Annotated in this window: 18 protein-coding genes; 11 read left to right on the forward strand and 7 right to left on the reverse strand. The window is 60.6% G+C overall.

The window, feature by feature from the left end; all coding sequences use genetic code 11:
• The 10 genes from EOS_RS13435 to EOS_RS13485 form a co-directional block, all read left to right on the forward strand.
• Positions 1-237 (forward strand): DDE-type integrase/transposase/recombinase (locus EOS_RS13435; RefSeq protein ID WP_047847145.1); only part of this gene is annotated, 237 nt, incomplete at its 5' end.
• 1260 nt (positions 238-1497) lie between these two features.
• Complete coding sequence (locus tag EOS_RS13445) at positions 1498-2520, forward strand: LacI family DNA-binding transcriptional regulator (RefSeq protein WP_047847147.1); 1023 nt, start codon at positions 1498-1500, stop codon at positions 2518-2520.
• A gap of 212 nt (positions 2521-2732) precedes the next feature.
• Positions 2733-3677: a substrate-binding domain-containing protein gene (locus EOS_RS13450; protein ID WP_047847148.1), complete on the forward strand. Its 945-nt coding sequence runs from the start codon at positions 2733-2735 to the stop codon at positions 3675-3677.
• A 30-nt stretch (positions 3678-3707) separates the two neighbouring features.
• Positions 3708-4496, forward strand: coding sequence for an ATP-binding cassette domain-containing protein (locus EOS_RS13455; protein ID WP_047847149.1), 789 nt, complete (start codon positions 3708-3710; stop codon positions 4494-4496).
• 1 nt (position 4497) lies between these two features.
• Entirely contained in the window at positions 4498-5499 is a 1002-nt protein-coding gene (locus tag EOS_RS13460; protein ID WP_047847150.1) for an ABC transporter permease, read from the forward strand.
• A 3-nt stretch (positions 5500-5502) separates the two neighbouring features.
• Complete coding sequence (locus EOS_RS13465) at positions 5503-6582, forward strand: phosphotriesterase family protein (protein WP_047847151.1); 1080 nt, start codon at positions 5503-5505, stop codon at positions 6580-6582.
• An 88-nt stretch (positions 6583-6670) separates the two neighbouring features.
• Positions 6671-7429, forward strand: a complete 759-nt coding sequence (locus EOS_RS13470) for a glutamine amidotransferase (RefSeq protein ID WP_047847152.1) — start codon at positions 6671-6673, stop codon at positions 7427-7429.
• The gene (locus EOS_RS13475; RefSeq protein ID WP_047847153.1) at positions 7426-8337 is read left to right on the forward strand and encodes a ribokinase; all 912 of its coding nucleotides are present in this window, start codon (positions 7426-7428) and stop codon (positions 8335-8337) included. The genes EOS_RS13470 and EOS_RS13475 overlap by 4 nt, the downstream gene beginning before the upstream one ends.
• 11 nt (positions 8338-8348) lie before the next feature.
• On the forward strand, positions 8349-9188 hold the full coding sequence (locus EOS_RS13480) for a BtpA/SgcQ family protein (protein WP_047847154.1): 840 nt from the start codon (positions 8349-8351) through the stop codon (positions 9186-9188).
• A gap of 464 nt (positions 9189-9652) precedes the next feature.
• Positions 9653-10222 carry a class I SAM-dependent methyltransferase gene (locus EOS_RS13485; protein WP_200908640.1) on the forward strand — a complete coding sequence of 190 codons (570 nt, stop codon included), beginning with the start codon at positions 9653-9655 and terminating at the stop codon, positions 10220-10222.
• Positions 10223-10614: 392 nt separating this feature from the next.
• On the opposite strand, the gene EOS_RS13495 is transcribed toward EOS_RS13485, so the two are convergent.
• The 3 genes from EOS_RS13495 to EOS_RS13505 all read right to left on the reverse strand — a co-directional run bounded on the left by EOS_RS13495 (position 10615) and on the right by EOS_RS13505 (position 14583).
• Positions 10615-10995, reverse strand: a complete 381-nt coding sequence (locus tag EOS_RS13495; protein WP_047847156.1) for a VOC family protein — start codon at positions 10993-10995, stop codon at positions 10615-10617.
• A 33-nt stretch (positions 10996-11028) separates the two neighbouring features.
• The gene (locus EOS_RS13500; protein WP_047847163.1) at positions 11029-11349 is read right to left on the reverse strand and encodes a hypothetical protein; all 321 of its coding nucleotides are present in this window, start codon (positions 11347-11349) and stop codon (positions 11029-11031) included.
• A gap of 165 nt (positions 11350-11514) precedes the next feature.
• A complete protein-coding gene (locus tag EOS_RS13505) occupies positions 11515-14583 on the reverse strand; it encodes a transglycosylase domain-containing protein (protein WP_047847157.1) in 3069 nt (1022 codons plus the stop codon).
• A gap of 232 nt (positions 14584-14815) precedes the next feature.
• Between EOS_RS13505 and EOS_RS13510 the strand changes: the two genes are divergently transcribed.
• Positions 14816-15859 carry a Vgb family protein gene (locus EOS_RS13510; protein ID WP_047847158.1) on the forward strand — a complete coding sequence of 348 codons (1044 nt, stop codon included), beginning with the start codon at positions 14816-14818 and terminating at the stop codon, positions 15857-15859.
• A 70-nt stretch (positions 15860-15929) separates the two neighbouring features.
• On the opposite strand, the gene EOS_RS13515 is transcribed toward EOS_RS13510, so the two are convergent.
• The 4 genes from EOS_RS13515 to EOS_RS13530 all read right to left on the reverse strand — a co-directional run.
• On the reverse strand, positions 15930-16775 hold the full coding sequence (locus EOS_RS13515; protein WP_047847159.1) for a GNAT family N-acetyltransferase: 846 nt from the start codon (positions 16773-16775) through the stop codon (positions 15930-15932).
• A 74-nt stretch (positions 16776-16849) separates the two neighbouring features.
• Positions 16850-17704: a helix-turn-helix domain-containing protein gene (locus tag EOS_RS13520; RefSeq protein ID WP_047847164.1), complete on the reverse strand. Its 855-nt coding sequence runs from the start codon at positions 17702-17704 to the stop codon at positions 16850-16852.
• Between the two features lie 130 nt (positions 17705-17834).
• Positions 17835-18383, reverse strand: a complete 549-nt coding sequence (locus EOS_RS13525) for a carboxymuconolactone decarboxylase family protein (protein WP_047847160.1) — start codon at positions 18381-18383, stop codon at positions 17835-17837.
• A gap of 258 nt (positions 18384-18641) precedes the next feature.
• The coding region (locus EOS_RS13530) for a hypothetical protein (protein ID WP_235442803.1) at positions 18642-18876 on the reverse strand (235 nt) is incomplete at its 5' end.

Genomic DNA, 18876 nt, shown 5'->3' on the forward strand with positions numbered 1-18876 from the left:
CAACAGCGCAGCAATGCGCTGTTGCTACCCGACCAGGACCATCGAAACATTAAGTCCAGAACGGACGTGATGCTTGGCTTCAAACGGCTCAGGAGCGCCGCGACCACGATTGCCGGTATCGAGTTGGTGCACCGCATTCGCAAGGGCCAGTTTAACCTCTCAATTCCCGGGCATCAAAGATGCTGCTGCGCCTGGGGTCTGGAATTCTGTCCTATTCAATCGCTAAGGTATCCGTAAATATAGGTATCTCCTCGGCCTGTGGAACGCACGAGCCGTACGGCGCTTCATAGCGGCATGCAGGTACTCGAGTGGGAAGTGAGAGATTGCTAGCCGCCGCGCCTTGGCGGACCTCAGCCAGTTGGCAACAAGCGTAAGCGCATTAATGCTACGGCTCGAATTGGCTTTCGTTTCACGGCCTGGTGCAAGAGGCGGCTGACAGCCGGCGACCGGGCCAACGTGAACGCTGATGCCATAGGCATATGACTCCTGGTTGTACGGCGCACCCGCATATAGGATGGCGTCAGAGTCCTTTTCAAGCTCCTTATACAGAGCATTTTCGGTGCCGCAACTATAGAGAAACGCAACGCGCAGCACGGCTTCCTCGCTGGTTGCGACCACTTTCATATAAAGCGCTCTCTCGTCTGGCTCGCCGAGCCTTGATGCTCCAGCTTGCTCTCCGCAGAGGACGCACCAGTTCCTTGACGCCCCTGCTCATAGGATCTAGTGGAAAAGCTTTCTATTTGACGGGCACAAAAAGTATGAGCGAACAGCTCCACTCAATCCACCGTCAGCGACTTTGCCAGATTCCATGTCTTGTCGACATACGCCTTGATGCGATCGCAGCGATGGAGGTGTGCAACGAAGCGAATGCGGTCGGAGCTATTTCCCCGGCAAAGCAGTTTGCGGGACAGACTGCTGCCGAAATAAACTGCTCACACCACAGGAGATCGTCGTCGCGCCACGCTGCCGCGCAAGAAGAGTATCGGCAGATGTCGCTCCGACCAGCGCTATGCGACCTCTTGGGTGCATCACCTTATGCTTAGCTATTTGACGAGCACTTCCGGCTTGAGCGTGACGGCAATGAAATGCTCATCATTTGGTTTATACAGCGATTCTTTTGTCAAAAAATTCTATTAAAATCGATGAACTATGTCACTCATCAAACGAACTCAGCTTTTGCTTTATTTCCGCGAAAGATTGCGCACTTTTGCTTTACTAACCGCAGACTGTCCCAGACCGCAAGCCCGACCTGACGTTCAAATTATGATTTATATTTTTTCAGCTTTTGCATTATTCGACAGGGTTGACGAATAATGCATAAGTTGACGCGAAAAAATCAGCTAATGCTTTATTCCCGGGGAAATCATCTATCGGCTTATGCTGCAAACAATGTCGGCTATCGCTCCAATCTTTCCCGTAGATTCCTGAAGGTTTATCCAGGGCTGCCACTAAATCCCGCGCGTTACACTACGCCCCAGTCCAACGGGGAACCCTCAAGTGGCAAAAGTACCCACGATTCGCGATGTCGCCGAACTGGCCGATGTGTCGAAGGCAACCGTTTCGCGCTACCTGAACGGTAGCCTCGCGCTGCCGCCGGAAACCGCCAAGCGCGTCGACGACGCCGTCGTCGCGCTCAACTATCGCCAAAACAGTCTGGCCCGGCGCCTGAGTCTGGGCAGTAGCGAGACCATCGGCCTGGCCATGCCGGAGGTCGCCAATCCGTTCTTCGCCGAACTGGCGGATGCCGTCGAGGAAGCCGCTTCCGAAAGCGGCTATGGTCTCGCCCTGTGTATCACGCGCAACAAGCTCGAGCGCGAAGCGCTCTATCTGCGCTGGCTCGATACGCGCCACCTCGACGGCCTGATCTTCGCGACCAATCGCCCGGACGACGGCTCGCTGCGCAGCCTAATGGGCGAGCGCGCCAACATCGTGCTGGTCGATGAGGACGTGCCGGGCGCCGACGTGCCGAAGGTCTTCGTCGACAACGTCGAGGGCGGTTATCTGGCGACACGCCATCTGCTCGACGCGGGGCATCGGCGGATCGCGCACGTGACCGGCCCCGAAACGCTGTTCACCGTGCGGGAACGGCTGGAGGGCTATCGGCGAGCACTTGCCGAGGCACAGGTTCCCTTCGACTCGGGACTCGTGCACTTCGGCTCCTACGATCGCAGCTTTGGGCGCGCGGTCGGCGCTGAGCTGATTGCGGGCGCCCATCCGCCCACGGCCCTGTTCGCCACCAGCGACTACATCGCGGTGGGCGTGCTCGACGCACTGCGCGAGCGCTCACTGGACGTGCCCGGCTACATGTCGATTGTCGGCTTCGACGACATGGAATTCGCCAGCCTCCTGATGCCGCCGATCACCACGGTGCGCCAGTCGGCGGCAGAGCTTGGCCGGACCGGCGTCGCCCTGCTGGTCGCGATGCTGACGGGACAGGCCGCCTCTCCACCTACCGTGCGCCGCCTGCCGGTCGAACTGATCGAACGCGCGTCGGTGGGACCGCCTCGCGCCGGTTCATAGACCCACCTGGCAATTCCCCCTCTACGTATTTTCCCGCGCCTTTTTTTGAAACGGTTGACAGCCCAATACTCTCGGATTAATTTTTATAAACCGGTTTACAAGCGAGCGGCGCAATGTCGGTTGCGCCCATGAAGTCTTCCTTTAATTCACCGGTCGCGCGGCTTTAATGGACCGCACGAACAGCGTCCGGACCAACCAGAAAAGGGATTCCGATGAGCGCAGCATTGCATTTCCGCCGCATGACCGCCGTATTGCTGAGCGTGTCCTTGCTTGCCGTCGCAGGCACTGCCGCTGCAGCCGGCAAGAAGATCGCCATGGTGCAGATCAACCAGGAGGCGCTCTTCTTCACGCAGATGGACCAGGGCGCCCAGGCGGCCGCAAAAGCAGCCGGCGTCGAGCTGGCCATCTTCAACTCGAACAACGACCCGAGCGCACAAAACAACGCGATCGAAACGTATATCCAGCAAAAGGTCGATGCCATCCTGGTGGTCGCCATCGATGTGAACGGCATCAAACCCGCAATCACCGAAGCCAAGAAAGCGGGTATTCCGGTGGTGACCATCGACGCCATTGTCGACGGCGACAACTCGGTGCAAGTCGGCGTCGACAACAAGAAGGTCGGCGAAGATATCGGCAAATACACGGCCGCGTACATCAAGACGAATCTTGGCGGGAAGGCAAACATCGGCGTGGTCGGCGCGCTGAATTCGTTCATCCAGAACGTGCGTCTGGATGGCTTCAAGGCGGGCATCGCGACGGTGCCGAGTGCGAAGATCGTCGCCACCGTCGATGGACAAAACGTGCAGGACCAGGCGCAAACCGCCGCGGAGAACCTGATCTCCGCCCACCCGGATCTCCAGATCGTGTATGCAACCGGTGAACCCGCGCTGATCGGTCTGGTTGCGGCAACGTCGGCTCAGGACGCTACAGGGCGCGTGAAGATTGTCGGCTGGGACTTGAGCGCGCAAGCTATCAAGGGCATCGACGCAGGCTTTGTGACAGCCGTGGTGCAGCAGGACCCGGAAGGCGAAGGCCGCGCCGCAGTGAATGCCGCGATGAAGCTCCTCAACAAGCAGCCGGTCGAGAAAAACATCTCGGTGCCGGTGACGATCGTAACCAAGGCGAACGTCGGCAAATACCGGGCCGTATTTAAGTAAGCCCACCTCCACGTTGCCGGGAGAACCGCTATGCAAAATGATGCTGCAACGCCGCGCGTGCGCATGCAAAACATCACCAAGAGCTACGGCGCCGTGCAGTCGCTGCGCGGCGTCGACCTGCACGTGATGCCGGGTGAAGTGCTCGGGCTCGTCGGCGACAACGGCGCGGGCAAGTCGACGGTTTCGAAGGTGCTGTCGGGCGCGGTGATACCGGACAGCGGCAGCATTGAGATCGACGGCAAGCCGGTCCAGTTCGCGGACCCGGGCGACGCCCGCGCGCATCGCATCGAGATGGTCTATCAGGACCTGTCGCTGTGCAATACGGTCGATGTGGCCGGCAACCTCTTCCTCGGCCGCGAACCCATGCGCCGTATCTGCGGCGTGCAGGTGCTAGATCATCGCAAAATGCATCACGATGCCCGCGACATGCTGAACAACCTCGGCATTCGTATCCCGAACACAAAGCTTGACGTGGAGAATCTGTCGGGCGGGCAACGTCAGGCCATCGCGATTTCGCGAGCGGTATCGTTCGATCCGAAAGTGCTGATCATGGATGAACCCACGGCCGCGCTGGCCGTGGCCGAAGTCGAAGCGGTGCTCGAACTCGTGCGCACGATCAGCGCGCGCGGCGTCAGCGTGATCCTGATCAGCCATCGGCTGCAGGACCTGTTCCTGGTGTGCGACCGCATCAGCGTGATGTACGAAGGACAGAATGTCGCGGACCGGAAGATCGGTGAAACGAACCTGGAGGAGATCGTCGATCTGATCGTCGGCCATAAGTTCAGCGCGCGGTCGGCACGTGCGCTTGCGGAGGATTGAGATGGAACTCGCCATGCACGACAAGTCCAAGGCGCCGCGCCTGCCGCTGAGGCATTTGCTCGGCCGCAATGCGGGCGTAGCCAGCATCGCGGCGTTCTTTATCGTCTGCGCTCTCGCCTTCGCGCTCACCACGCACACGTTCCTCACCGCCGGCAATCTCCTCAACGTGCTTCGTCAAAGCGCGCCGCTCCTGATCGTCGCGACAACGATGACACTCGTCATCACGACGGGCGGCATCGACTTGTCGATAGGCTCAACGCTCGCGCTCGTGGGTGCGCTCTCGGCCATCGCATTGCGGGCGGGCGTGCCGGGTATCGTCGTGCTGGTCGGCGGCCTCTCGCTTGGCGCGCTGATCGGTGCGATCAACGGCTACTTCATCGCGTTCGCGGGAATGCCCGCGTTCATCGTGACGCTTGGCACGCTATCGGTCGTGCGCGGCATCGCGCTGCTGATCACGCAGGGTTTTTCAGTGCCGATCGAAAACGACGGATGGTTCGTCGAGCTTGGCCGCGGCCGGCTGCTGGGCATGCCGACGCCTGCGGTCATAGCAATCCTTACGCTGCTTGCCGGATGGGTGACCCTCCGGCATACGCGGTTCGGGCGCTATGTGACCGGCATTGGCACGAATGCGGAAGGGGTGCGGCGGGCGGGTGTCGACGTGCGCAGCGTCACGCTCAAGGTTTATGTCCTCAGCGGCGCGGCAGCAGGTCTCGCCGGACTCATCACAACGGCGCGGCTAGGCAGCGGATCGTCAAATCAAGGTGTCGGTTTTGAACTTGCGGTGATCGCCGCGGTAGTCCTTGGCAGTACCGATCTCTTTGGCGGCCGGGGAACGATCCTTGGCACGCTGCTGGGTGCGCTGACCATCGCCGTGCTCGGTAACGGGCTGATCCTGATCAACGTCTCGCCGTTTTATACGCAGATCATCCAGGGCGCCATCATGCTGCTCGCGATCTGGCTCAACACGCGCATCTTCTCGCCGCAACGGCGCAAGAAAGGTTAAGCGATGAGTTCGATCTTCCGCCGCGACTCGCCGCTGCCGATAGGCGTTGGCAGCAGCCACGTGATGACCGTCCTCGGACCGCTGCCCATCGCGAAGATGGGGGTGACGCTGATGCATGAGCACATCCTGCTGGATGCTTCCGGAAAATGGGTGCCGCCCAGTTGTTGCAGTGATCGGTTTATCGGCGAGCAGAAAGTGCATATCGGCATTCTTGGCGCGCTGCGGATGAATCCGCTGATGAACCGCGACAATTGCCAGTTGTTCGATGCCGACGTAGCCGTTGAAGAACTGATGCGCTTCCGCGAACTGGGCGGCGATACGGTGGTCGACCCGACCAATCTCGGCATTGGCCGCGACCCTGCCGCGCTGCAACGGATCTCGCGCCGTACGGGGCTTAATATTGTGATGTCGACGGGGTTTTATCTCGAACCCTCGCATCCCGACTATGTGAAACACAAATCGATCGACGAATTGGCAGCACAACTGATCTTCGACGTTGGAGGCGCCGATGAAAAGCCTGAAGTCGTCGCGGGAATGATCGGCGAGATCGGCGTCTCGGCAGCGTTCACGGCCAACGAAGAGAAGTCGCTGCGCGCGGCCGCGCGAGCCAGTGCGGCGACGCATGTGCCTTTATCTGTACACCTGCCCGGCTGGGTGCGGCATGGACATCGCGTGCTCGACATCGTTCAGGAGGAAGGCGCCGACCTGAACCACACCGTGCTGTGTCACATGAACCCCAGCCACATGGACGTCGAATATCAGCACGCGCTTGCCAAACGCGGCGCCTGGCTCGAATACGACATGATCGGCATGGAGTACTTCTACGCCGATGAAAACGCACAATCGCCTTCCGACGAAGAAAACGCACGCGCGATCAAGGCGCTGATCGATGCGGGTTTTATCGACCGGATCCTCATGTCGCAGGACGTGTTCATGAAGATCATGCTGACGCGTTTTGGCGGTCACGGGTACGGCTACATTCTCAAGTACTTCGTGCCTCGCCTGCGTCGTCATGGCGTGACGAACGACCAGATCGAAACGATGATGATCGCGAACCCGGCGCGCGTTTTCTCGAGTAGATGACGATGTTTCTCACATAACGAAGTGAACCGGTTCCACCTTGCGCCGCGTGCCGCCGACACGGCTCGCCGCGCGCTTCAGGAGCACACGCATGACCAAATCTGTTTTGCTCGCCGGAGAGAGCTGGACGAGCATGTCGACGCACATCAAGGGCTTCGACCAGTTTCCGACCGCGACCTATCACAACGGCGCCACGATCTTCCTCGATATCTTCAAGGACAGCGACTACGTAATCACCCACATGCCGAGTCACGAAGCGCAGGAAGCCTTCCCCTCCACGCTTGACGGATTGCTCGCTTATGACGCAATCATCCTCTCGGACATCGGTGCAAATACCTTGTTGCTTCATCCGGATACGTGGGTTAAAAGCCAGCGCACGCCGAACCGTCTCAAGCTGTTGCGAGAGTATGTCGAGGCCGGACGCGGGCTGATGATGATCGGCGGTTACCTGAGCTTCCAGGGCATCAACGGCAGTGCGCGGTTTCGCAATACGCCCGTGGAGGAAGTGATGCCCGTCACATGCCTGCCTTACGACGACCGTGTCGAGGTTCCAGAAGGCTTCAACGCGAACGTGGTCGCTTCGCACCCCGTAGTCGAAGGGCTTGGAACACGGTGGCCGCACTTGCTTGGTTATAACGAAGTGCAGTTGAAACCCGGCGCGACGCTGATCGCGACCGTCCCCGAGACCGGCCACCCGTTGCTCGTCGCGGGCACACATGGCCGTGGACGCACGCTTGCGTGGACCAGCGACATGTCGAGTCACTGGTTGCCGCCGGAGTTCTCCGCCTGGGAAGGCAACGCGCGGTTATGGACGAATTGCCTCGACTGGTTGACCTCGAGTGAACAATGAACGCCAATGAAGCACGCGTTTGCGTTATCGGCAATGCGGCAATCGACCTGATCTTCCGGGTCGAGCACCTGCCGCTGGCAGGCGAGACATCGCTTGCCACCAATACATTGCGAGACTTTGGGGGCAAGGGCGCAAACCAGGCGGTGATGGCGCAACGTGCCGGCGCCCAGGTGCAGTTATTTGCAGCACTCGGCAACGATGAGGATGGCGAACGTTTCCTGGCGCGGCTCATGGAAGAGGGTATCGATACACGCCATATCGCCCGCTTGCCGTGTGCATCGGATATGTCGATCGTGACGGTCGACCAGCGCGGCGAGAACACCATCGTGACTCGCAACGAGGCCGCGGCCAGCTACGTGCCCTCGCCAGGCGCGGTACTCGATGCAACCCGCAGCGGCGACTGGATAGCCATGCAGGGCAACCTGAGCCAAGCCGTCACGGCCGATCTTTTGCTTCAGGCCCATGCGGGCCGGCGTCGCACCTTGCTTAATCCCGGACCGGTATGTTTCGATTGCCGCCCAATGCTGAACGACGTGGACGTTCTCGTGGTGAATCGTGTCGAGGCCGCCGCGCTGACCGGACTGGGCACGCCTGAGAAAGCCGCATGTTCGCTTCAGGCATCGGGCGCCAGCGATGTCGTCGTCACACTAGGTTCCCAAGGCGTTCTCTGGTGCAACGCAGGACACACGACGCTGATTCCGGCCGCGCCCGCCAATGCCATCGACACCGTCGGAGCCGGCGACGCATTCTGCGGCGCCCTCCTCGCGGCGCTCGCCCAGGGCATTGCCATGACGGCCGCCTTGCAGCGGGCGCAAGCCGCCGCTGCGTTCGCCGTCACGAGAAGCGGCACGCAAGCCGCTTTCCCGAGCCGCGCCGAATTGTCCGCACTCTTCCACTCTCTAACCTGAACTCAATCAATATGGAAACTTCATCTGGCGTTGGGCGTGGACGCACCGATTGCGTCCAGCAAATTTTTGGACGTCCGCGCGGCGTGGTGATCGGTGTGATCCACTGCCCTGCGTTTCCCGGTTCGCCACGTTATCAGGGCGCGTCGAGCGAGGCCATGTACAACGCCGCGCTCGCCGATGCGGTGGCGTACGCGAAAGGCGGCGTCGATGGCCTGATCGTCGAAAATCATGGCGACGTGCCGTTTTCGAAGCCGGACGATATTGGTCCGGAGACGTCGGCGTTCATGTCGGTCACCGCCGATCGGATCGCGCGGGAAACCGGCTTGCCGATCGGCATCAATGTGCTTGCAAACGCGGCGCTCCCCGCGCTTGCGATCGCGGCAGCAAGCGGCGCGGCGTTCGTGCGCGTGAACCAGTGGGCCAACGCATATGTTGCGAACGAGGGCTTGATAGAAGGTGCGGCGGCGGTCGCTTTGCGCTATCGCGCAAAGCTGCGTGCCGACGGTATCCACGTTTTCGCGGACGCCCACGTCAAGCATGGTGCGCACGCGATCGTGTCGGATCGTTCACTGGAGGAACTGGTGCGCGACGTCGAGTTCTTCGATGCCGACGCAATCATCGCCACAGGCCAGCGCACGGGCGACGCTGCCAGCACGGACTATTTGCGGCAGATCAGGAACGCAACGACATTGCCGTTGCTGGTCGGCAGCGGTTGCACCGAGCGCAACATTGCGGAAATCCTGTCGGTGGTCGACGGAGTGATCGTTGCGAGTTCGTTGAAGGTGGGAGGCGTGTGGTGGAATCCCGTCGACGAGGCCAAGGTGCGCAGCTTCATGCAAGCAGCGCGTTAGGCGGTTTGCATTGGCCGTGGGCTCGCCGTCTACCCCTTAAGCGCCCGCTTGTCCAATGATCGACGGCATTCCGGTGCAACCGGGAACCATTACCGTCGCGCCGAAATTGCCACAATGCTTCTATCGATGAAGTTCGCTTTCAAGCCGTAAGCACCGTGAATTAAAACCATAAGCAAGAGCGGTTGTTTGCGCGTCGATCCCTCCTTAAGGATGCCCTAAGCAAAGGGCGATGAACATGGCACTGCCAGACGCGAATTGTTGCCACCGATACGAACGACCGCCTGAGGACGTTCGAGCGTACGGCAGGTTGCTTCTGTGATGCTGTTCCAGTGCGCAGCGGATGCCGCACGAGGAAGATAGAACTTATTAAACACTGCTGGATTAACTGACCTTGATCGTGACGTGCGGCGGCAGGCGGTCGTACGCAAAACGTTAATCTCGCAATACAGCATGGGGAGAGCACAGTGAGCGCTTTCAACAGCGTTTTGATACAGGCGTTCGGCCGTCCAAGCGGTATCCTCGGCCGGCTAGGGGGCGCGATGATGGCCAGGATGAACCAGCCGTACGCGGCCTGGGTAATCGGCCTGCTGGAAATTCATGGAAACGATCGCGTATGCGAAGTGGGCTTTGGCCCAGGGGTTGGCATTCAGCTTCTGGCGCAGTCCGCGAACTACGTTGCCGGCATCGATCCGTCTCTGGAGATGTTGAGTCAAGCCGCCGTTCGCAATGCTCAAGCGCTCGAAAGCGGCCAGGTCGATCTGCGAATTGGCACCGCGGACCGCCTCCCTTTCGAGAACAATACATTCGACAAGGTGTTGTCGATCAATTCGATGCAAATGTGGCCGGATGCCACCGCCGGCATCGCGGAGATCTGGCGCGTGATGAAACCGGGCGCCACGATCGCGCTGGGTTTCACCGCCCATTCGGGACAGACGCGAAGCAGGCTGGTTGAAAGGCTCACAGTCGCGGGCTTTGTCAACGCAAGGGTGGTCGAAACAGAGGGGGCGTTCTGTGCGCTTGCCGTCAAGCGGTAAGCCGACAGGCCACGACCTCCGCTACGTCATCGGCCAGCGTGGGCGGCGGACCGCGGCCCACGCAGAATCTGGTAAATGCTCACCAGATGCCTCTCTCCGACCTCACCGGCGCCGGTTCGGATAGCGGCGTATCTCGGCGGCGTCACGTGAAGCGCACGACAAATCGCAGACAGATACGGCTTTATGCCCGGCCCGGCACAGCTTTGCGCGGCAGCGATAATCGCCGCATCGCCAACCTGGCCACGCAACCACGCCAGCACCTGACGATCCCGCTCGTTTTGAACTCGCACCCACCGTTCCATAGCGACCTCCATACCTGTATATATATACAGTTTTTTGAAGATAGGCTAAGCTTGTGACAAATACAAGGCGGTGAGTACGGAATCGCGTCCTCAGCTCAATGGCCGGGCGAAGCTGAGTTCGTGTCCGTCAGGATCGCTGACGTGGAAATAGCGTTCGTTCCAGGGCGCATCGCGCGGCGTGAACGCCGGCGTGATACCGGCCGCGAGTGCTTTGCGGTACATCGCGTCAACGTCCGAGACATAGATGATCACCCGGCCCCACCAGCTGATCGGGCCGTGCGTTTCCGTGGTCAGGTTGAGAAACGACCTGCCCAGTGCGAATGAAGTGAACGCTTCGTTTTCGCCGCCGTGCAATAGCGAAAAACCGAGCGCTTGGTAAAAGTGCACGGCGCGCCGCATGTCGCGCGTCGAGAAGGTCACGGCGCTCAGGCCTTCGATTTCCGGTTCGGTTCCGGCAGAGGGCAGATTCATCGGCAGGTGCGCTCCGTGGCGATGCCGCTGTTATTACGAGTGGTGGTGATGCGAGACGAGCGACAACACGGAAAGATCCGGATGCGTGCCGTCGATAATGCTTCGCCCGATGTGCGGCGCGTCCTGTACGGCGTCGTCGGCGCTCTTGAACTCGTCGTTGCCGTCCGAGTGAAAACGCACGGCTTCGCCCGGCGCATCGGCATTCGCGCCGTGACGGCAGACGTGGCCGATGTAGACATACCGGTCGCTTGCGCGCAGCGGCGCATGCTCCGGGGTCGGCTTCAACTGGGGCAGGACGTGGATATCGAAGCCTTCGTATTCAAACACGTGCCATGAAGCAGGTTCGTCGGGCATAGCGCCCTCCCTTGTGTTGATTCCCGGATCGAACGCCTGTGTGGAACGCTGCGCGCTCACGCGGCCAGCGGAAGGTTCGTCCATGCATCAACGTTACTCCTGATGCCGCTGCGAATCCATCCGGCGCCGCCGTAACGACACAACCTCGGTCCCCGGCTCCATCGGTTATTCCCGGCGCGCCGCTGAAGACTGGATTGCTGATTCCTTATCGTCGCGGAGCAGCGGTTGCAGTGCAGGAGCCAACGACTTGAGCAACTGCACCGATAGCGCACTCGTGTAGGCGTAGCGCGCCGCATAGGGCTCGTGCACATTGGCGGTCAACGTGCCAAAAAAGCGGTCGCCGATCACGAAGACGAATGTCGCGCTCCGGTTGACCTTGCGCGACTCGATCAGGCGCGCACCACGGGCGAACACATTAAAGCGCTGGTCGCCCGTTCCGGTCTTGCCATAGACGTCGAGCGTCTGTCCGTCAGGGAACGTCATGCCGGCCGCAAGACGCTTCGCCGTACCGCCGAGCACCACGTCGCGCAACAAGCCATGCACCACATCGACAATCTCCGGCGACAACACCGTGCGCGGCGTTGTCGCTGCTCGCGTGAAATGCGTCTCATAGGGCGTGCCCTTGCCGAACTCGAGTTCGGAAAATGTCTGCACCGGAAGCGTCTTGCCCCCGTTCGCAATCGTGCCAATGAGCTGTGCAAGCGCGACCGGCCGGTCGCCCGACGCGCCGATCGCCGCTGCGTAAGACGGCGTGATCGTCGCGAAGGGATAGCCCAGCGCGCGCCACGACTTGCCGATTTCGGCAAAAGCTTGCAATTCGACCATGCGCTTGATGCGCCGATCCTGAGTCGCGTGGTAACGCGTCTTGAAGAGCCATGAATAGGCGGTAAAGCGCACTGCGCGGCTCGCGTCCTGCAACTGGATCTCAGTCGCGAGCGGATGGTCCCGCAGGTAATTGACCGTCCACAGTTCGAGCGGATGAACGCTCGCGATATAACCCCGATCGTTCAAATCGAATTTGCCGATGCTGTACTTCATGTAGAGCTTCGAAAGATCGTCGGACGAAAGCCCTGCTGCGGGAGTGCGCTTCAGCGCAGCGCGCATTTGCGCGTCGAACCACGCTTGTGGTTCATCCGGCGCCACGCTGCGCAATACGGTCGCGACCTTCGCCGGCGACTTGTGCACGCCAGACAACAGGGTGGCCAGCGCTGTGTCGGGCGTCTTGCCACGATACCTCGCATAGAAACGATGCATATACACGCGGCTTTCCTGATCGGCAAAATGCGTGAGATAAGCATGGCGCGTTGCAGGGTCGTCGAGCCATTGCGACGTCGGCCCGGCGGACTGGACCATCTCGTAGTGCACGATATCGCGCATCAGCCGGACAAACACCAGGTTCACCGAATGCTGGAACGCGCGATGCACGGTGAGGATGCGGCTGTTGTCGCTCGCTTCGAAGTTATTGAAAGTCTGCGCGCCACCGCCGGTGTAGAACGTCTCGCCGGGACTCGCCGAATACTTGCGCTCGATCGCGGCATCGAGCATCGCACTGAGCGAGCGATCCGATGCATGCGACAGGTAATCAAGCGCCCAGCGCGTCAACAGATCCTGCTTGTCTGGCTTCACATCGTGCAGTTGCGCCACGCTCATCGACGCGTAACGCGCATGCAGCGTGGAGACGATCTGCAAGTATGTGATCAGCGTGCGAAGCTTGGCGGTCGAGCCGAGGTTCAGGCGTGCACCCTGATTGATGTCGAACGGCTGGTTCACGCTGTCGGTCTGGACCCGCATGAGGTTCGCCCCGTCGCGGCGCTCGAACAGCGTAAAGCTATAAGCGATTTTCGACGGATCGTCCTGCGTGCGCAGCATTTCGAAACCGTACAAGCCAGCGGCCTGCGCGCCCTCCCGGGTGGCGGCACTCGCGAGCCTTTCGCTGACGGCCTCCTGGACCCTGTTATCCAGGGTGGCGGTTGCGCTCAGGTCGAGCCGGTCGAGGTCGTAGACGTTCGATACACCGAGCGTGGCGAGCAGATGCGCCCGCAGCGCGGTGACTGCCTTGCGCGTAACGAACGATACCGGTGCGTGCACCACAGGTGCGCGATCCAGTTCGAGCCGCACTACGAGTGCGCTGTCACGCAGCGACGTCGAAATGATCCCGTTGGCAGCCAGGAGCCGCAGATAACTGTCCGTCAGGCTGTCGAGTTCAAGGTTCCCGGAACGCAGGAAACGCGACGGCGCACGTTGCGCGATCATCAGCGACAACGCTTGTTTGAACGCGAGCGCTTGCGCATCGAGCATTTCAGCAGAAGGTGGCGCATTCAGGACGCGGTTGACTTCGTCGAAGTTGCGGCCGTACCACGCCGCCAGGCCATCGCCGATGCCGTTGATTTCGCCGATGCCAGGCTTCGCGGCGAGCGGCACCGAGTTGAGATAGCGCACCACGATCTGCTTGCGCGCGGGCAATGTCTGCGGTCCGTCGAGATAGGCCCGCACGGACGCCGAAGCGATTTGCCGCAACTTCTCCGGCGGCGTCGCGGTGCGGCCGCCCGGCGAGTGACGGAATTTTTCGATCTGCGTGGCGAGCGTGCTGCCGCCCGGCGTCGGCTGATGGCGGTCGACCACGCGCATGCCCTGATCGAACACCGCCCGGCCGAAACGGCCCCAGTCCATTGCCGGATTGCGGTTCGGCTGGCTCGCGTCGAGCAGGTAGCGGTCTTCGATGAAAAGCAGCGCGTTGACCATGACTGGCGGAATCGCGTCGAAGCTGTCGTAGACCCGATTCGGATACCGCGCGCTGAAAAGCTGCGTGCCACGCGCATCGCGCAGCAGCAGCCCGGCCTGATCCTTTTCGTCGTAGGGTAGGAACAGTCCATCGTCTGCCAGCGCCAACATCCTGGCGGAATCGCGTGCCTGCGAGGCGACGGCAAAACCGCGTGCAGTAAGGCGTTCTTCGAAGGACGGCTCCAGCGCGTAACCGAGACGCACGTCGTACGGGCCACTCGCAGGAAACCGGATGCTATTGCTCGCGCCGTCGGCGAGGGTGAAGGCGACATCTCGCCCTAGTTCGGACAGATAGCGCGCCTGCAGCCGGGAGGTCTGGATTTCAATTTGAACGAAGCGCACCACGATCACCAGCGCAACCAAAAAAGCGGCAGCAAGCGACCACTTGAGCCACTTCCACAGTGACACGGTACTAGTCGTGCGAAGCGGAAATCGAATGACGGGCCGATTCATGGCGGCCTCTCCCCGATAACTGCAAAAGGGCGAAAAATGCACCCGTTACCCGTTAATAGTCTAGCGCGCAACGCAGTAACTGCGTTGTACGGGCGTACCCGACTGTGTTGGATTTCGCCGACACCATCAATCGGATCGTTTCGTCAGCGCGCAGGAATATTTTCAAGCAATGGCGCGATAATCAAGAACTGTCGGTGCCCTTTGAAACTGATCCTGCGACGTGGAGGCGAACATGCTCGAGATCGCGAGGGAACGGGCCGTGGCAACGGTGAACAAGATTCTCGAATTCGCGCTGGCTCCGTCTATTGCGTCCGCCCTGGTGAGCGCCGCGCTTGCCATGGGTTCAGCACACGCGCAGCCGCCGTCGTTCGACAGCTTCGCCCTCCCAACCGGCAGCGCGCCGCATGACGTCGCGCCGGCGCCCGACGGTTCCGTGTGGTACACCGCGCAGGCGCAAGGCGCAGTCGGACGGCTGGACCCGCGTAGCGGCAAGATCGAGAAGATTCCGCTGGGCGACGGGTCAGCACCGCACGGCGTAATCGTCGGTCCCGATCGTGCGGCATGGGTCACCGACGGCGGCCTGAACGCCATCGTCCGCATCGATCCAAAGACGCTCGCTGTCACGCGTTTTCCGTTGCCGAAGGACCGGCCGGACGCCAATCTGAACACCGCGGTCTTCGACAAACAAGGGCATCTCTGGTTTACCGGCCAAAACGGCATCTATGGCGAGCTCGATCCGAAGCTCGCCCGCATACGCGTCTTCGATGCACCCCGCGGGCGCGGCCCCTACGGTATCTGCGTGACCCCGGACGGCAGCCTGTATTTCGCGTCACTAGCGGGAAGCTATCTCGGCCGCATCGATCCCGCGAGCGGCGCAGCGCAGGTCACCGAACCACCGACGCCGAATCAGGGAGCGCGCCGCGTATGGTCCGATTCGAGGGGGCGCGTCTGGGTCAGCGAGTGGGACGTGGGGAAACTCGGCGTATTCGATCCGGCGACGCGTCAATGGCGTGAATGGCGGCTGCCCGGCCAAGATCCGCATGCATACGCGATATTCGTAGATGACCAGGACATCGTCTGGCTCAGCGAATGGAGCGCCAATGCGCTGGTACGCTTCGACCCGCGCGCCGAGCGGTTCGACGTGTTTGCGCTGCCGCGCCCGCACGCGAACGTGCGTCAGATGATGGGCCGCCCGGGAGAAGTCTGGCTATCCGAATCCGGCACCGATCATCTGCTGCGCTACCGGTCTCGCGCAGCAGATCCCGGCGGAAATTAACAGCACGCTATGCTGCCCCCCGCGAGCGCCTTGCTCGACAACGCAAGCAAAGGCGTGCATGGAACGCTCATCACCCGAGTTCGAACGAGGTCACGCCGAAAACACGCTCGACAGGAATCGCAGGCGGCTCCTGCGTGTACATTCGTGCGGTTTCGAAAACGCTTGTCATGCCGTGCCTTTTGGCCAGCGCAACCGCAGCCGGGTTGGTCTCCGGCACATCGAGGACAATGACCTCGCCCGGCATGCGCGCGCCCAAGCCATCAAACAGATTGCTTGCGATCTGATCGTTATCGGCGAAGAGCGGGCCGATCTTGCACCCTGTCCTGCAACGGCGCAGCACGCCGTACCCCGCGACACGATCATCGCGGATTGCCGTCAGCGCAACGGCGTCCGGTTGTCCGATCCATGCTGCGAGGAAGCGCGCACGTGCAGCGGGAAAGCATTGACGGTCGTACTCAACCAGTTGCTCGAACGGCAGCTCTGATGCATTCGAAATGTCTGAGTGCACCGCGCCTTGCTCGACACCCTGAAAGCGGATGTTACGATACGCAAGCTGAAAGCCCGACTTCCTGTAGTTCTCCTGCTGAGCGAGAACGCCGTCAAGACCCACGTTGCGGTTTCGCAGATAGTCCATGCCGTGCTGCCAGAGGCGCATGCCGAAACCTCTGCCGCGAAACTCCGGTTTCACGATATACAGACCGATAAAGCCAAAGCCCTCGTCATAGGCGACAGCGGATAGGCATGCGACCGGCTCGCCGCGCCACTCGCCGATAAAAAAGCCGTCTGGGTCCGCTGCCCAAAAGCACGACGCATCATGCAGGCCAGGGTTCCACCCCTCCAACGCAGCCCACTCGACCGGCAATTCGACTTCGCCCGCCGACAGGTTCCGCACGATGAAATCGCTACGCTCGTTCATGAAATGGCTACAGCCGGATAGAGGTTGGCCAAGGCGTCCAATGCGACCGGAATACGCAAAGCGACCACGTACGTTCAGCGCTCATCTGGAAGTTTCTTGATCATCTCCAGATGACGAACCTCCGTCTCATCGTCCGCCGGGAACATGCATTCAATACGTAACTCCTGCGCCGCGACGCTCTGTGGAGTCCCCACGCTTGTGACCATCGAAAAATAATTCAGGACCTTGTCGTCCTTGACGAAGCCAATGGGTATCACCGGCATGGTAGGCGCAGAGGACGAGGCGCTCAGGACGTTCTGAGCCTTCCAGCCGCCCTGCACATCGGGATAAGCAAGCAGCGCGGCGAGCAACTGCCGCGTCTGATCGTCAATCACGCGACCTACCGATTCACGGTACACGCGCTGAATCAGGCTTTTAGCCACGCCTTCCCAATCGGCAACAAACGGACGCATCCCGTCTGGATCGAAAAGCAGATGCAGCATGTTACGCGGCTCCTTTCGCGCAGCCATGTCGACGAAGCAATTGAAGAAGCGCTGTGCGGACTCGTTGGTCATAAGGACATTCCAATAGCGGTCCATTACCACGGCTGGAAATGGCTCATGTTGACGCAAGATGCGCCCAAGCGCGTTGGTGACGCTCTGCATTTCCCGGGAATTCCACGAAGCTTCGGAATACATCGGCGCGTAGCCCGCCGCCAATAGCAACGTGTTGCGTTCACGAAGAGGAATGTCGAGTGCCTGAGCGATATCCATCAGCATCTGACGACTCGGCACGCTGCGTCCGCTTTCGATAAAACTGATGTGACGCTGCGACACACCGGCATTGAACGACAGGTCCAACTGGCTTGTGCCGCGCATATCTCTCCAGTGACGCAACAGCACACCCAGTTCATTGGGCGGTGCCTTGATATCGGGATCCCCGGAATTCATCGGTCTCTCGTCCGCAAATGGATACAGATAAGCTTGGGCGATTGCCGCGCGCCGGGCATCAAACTTCCGGCGCTCGCGATCGAATCTTGCCGACAAGCATACTCCCGGTTGCGGCTTGATCCGCATGTCACTATGCCTTCCAGAGACGCGCCTGGAACGGCGCTTCTACCGGGGGCTTGGTGACGTTGCCGACGTAATTTGTGATGGTCGAAGCGGCAAGTACCGCGAGTACCTCGAGGACCTGAGCTTGATTGAAGCCTGCCTCCAGAAACCTCCCGACGTCCCGGTCATCAAGATGTCCACGCTTCTCGATCAATGTTCTAGTCAAGGTCGAGAGTGCGGCATGCTTGCGATCCTCAGGCGCGCGATCGTCGCGAATGGCTTCGACGTCTGCCGAATGAAGCCCCTCTTTCAGCGCGAGGGCAGTATGAAATGCAACCGCCCATGAACACGCGTTCGTCACGGCGTTGGTCAGCAGCAGAGTCTGTATCTGTGCCTCCGTGAAGGTACCCGCATGAACTCTCTGGAACAGACCGATGAAGCCGTTGATCAGCACGGGCGACTCGGCCATGGCTCCCGCGATGTTTGGGATCATTCCAAACGCTTGCTGCAGTTCTCGTAGTACGGGCCTGGATTGTTCCGGTGCCGAATCAATAGTGTGAATGCGATAAGTTGACATGTTTGTGTCCTCGATAGTGAAGCGCGCATCAGGATGAATTGCGCGACAACCACAGAATATTCACGAGAGGACAGCAGGCCAATTACCTCGGATGTAATAACGGGATTGGCGGGTTGGGTGTGGTGACCGCCATGGTCTCGGCAATAATGCTTGAATGGCAAAAGCGTGGGATGCCGACGGGTGTCCGTCGTCCCACGTCCGTTCTGTTCGCGGGCGACTGCGCCGAGGAAAACCTGCGCGATTGCCCGCTGCCTGGAATCATCGCGCGGTACGCCCGGTCCTCGCCGCGGTGCGAAATACCGCCACGAGCCAGAACGGCAGGACCGTGAACAGACCGACCAGCGCCGTCACGGCGCGGATGTCGCTGACTTGCCATAGTTGGCCGGCGGGATCGGCAAGCGAGGTGGATTGACTGTCCAGCAGCAGGCCCAGGACCGGAGCGACGATGATCGATGTATAGGCGAACATTGGCGCTGCCCAGTACCCGGGCAGG

It is taken from the genome of Caballeronia mineralivorans PML1(12) (genome assembly GCF_001028175.1).
Taxonomy (GTDB): Bacteria; Pseudomonadota; Gammaproteobacteria; order Burkholderiales; family Burkholderiaceae; genus Caballeronia; species Caballeronia mineralivorans.

Coding starts and splice junctions, on each gene's coding strand:
- EOS_RS13450 (WP_047847148.1), top strand. CDS start 2,733: ATGAGCGCAGCATTGCATTTCCGCCGCATGACCGCCGTATTGCTGAGC.
- EOS_RS13455 (WP_047847149.1), top strand. CDS start 3,708: ATGCAAAATGATGCTGCAACGCCGCGCGTGCGCATGCAAAACATCACC.
- EOS_RS13460 (WP_047847150.1), top strand. CDS start 4,498: ATGGAACTCGCCATGCACGACAAGTCCAAGGCGCCGCGCCTGCCGCTG.
- EOS_RS13465 (WP_047847151.1), top strand. CDS start 5,503: ATGAGTTCGATCTTCCGCCGCGACTCGCCGCTGCCGATAGGCGTTGGC.
- EOS_RS13470 (WP_047847152.1), top strand. CDS start 6,671: ATGACCAAATCTGTTTTGCTCGCCGGAGAGAGCTGGACGAGCATGTCG.
- EOS_RS13475 (WP_047847153.1), top strand. CDS start 7,426: ATGAACGCCAATGAAGCACGCGTTTGCGTTATCGGCAATGCGGCAATC.
- EOS_RS13480 (WP_047847154.1), top strand. CDS start 8,349: ATGGAAACTTCATCTGGCGTTGGGCGTGGACGCACCGATTGCGTCCAG.
- EOS_RS13495 (WP_047847156.1), bottom strand. CDS start 10,995: ATGAATCTGCCCTCTGCCGGAACCGAACCGGAAATCGAAGGCCTGAGC.
- EOS_RS13500 (WP_047847163.1), bottom strand. CDS start 11,349: ATGCCCGACGAACCTGCTTCATGGCACGTGTTTGAATACGAAGGCTTC.
- EOS_RS13505 (WP_047847157.1), bottom strand. CDS start 14,583: ATGAATCGGCCCGTCATTCGATTTCCGCTTCGCACGACTAGTACCGTG.
- EOS_RS13510 (WP_047847158.1), top strand. CDS start 14,816: ATGCTCGAGATCGCGAGGGAACGGGCCGTGGCAACGGTGAACAAGATT.
- EOS_RS13515 (WP_047847159.1), bottom strand. CDS start 16,775: ATGAACGAGCGTAGCGATTTCATCGTGCGGAACCTGTCGGCGGGCGAA.
- EOS_RS13520 (WP_047847164.1), bottom strand. CDS start 17,704: ATGAATTCCGGGGATCCCGATATCAAGGCACCGCCCAATGAACTGGGT.
- EOS_RS13525 (WP_047847160.1), bottom strand. CDS start 18,383: ATGTCAACTTATCGCATTCACACTATTGATTCGGCACCGGAACAATCC.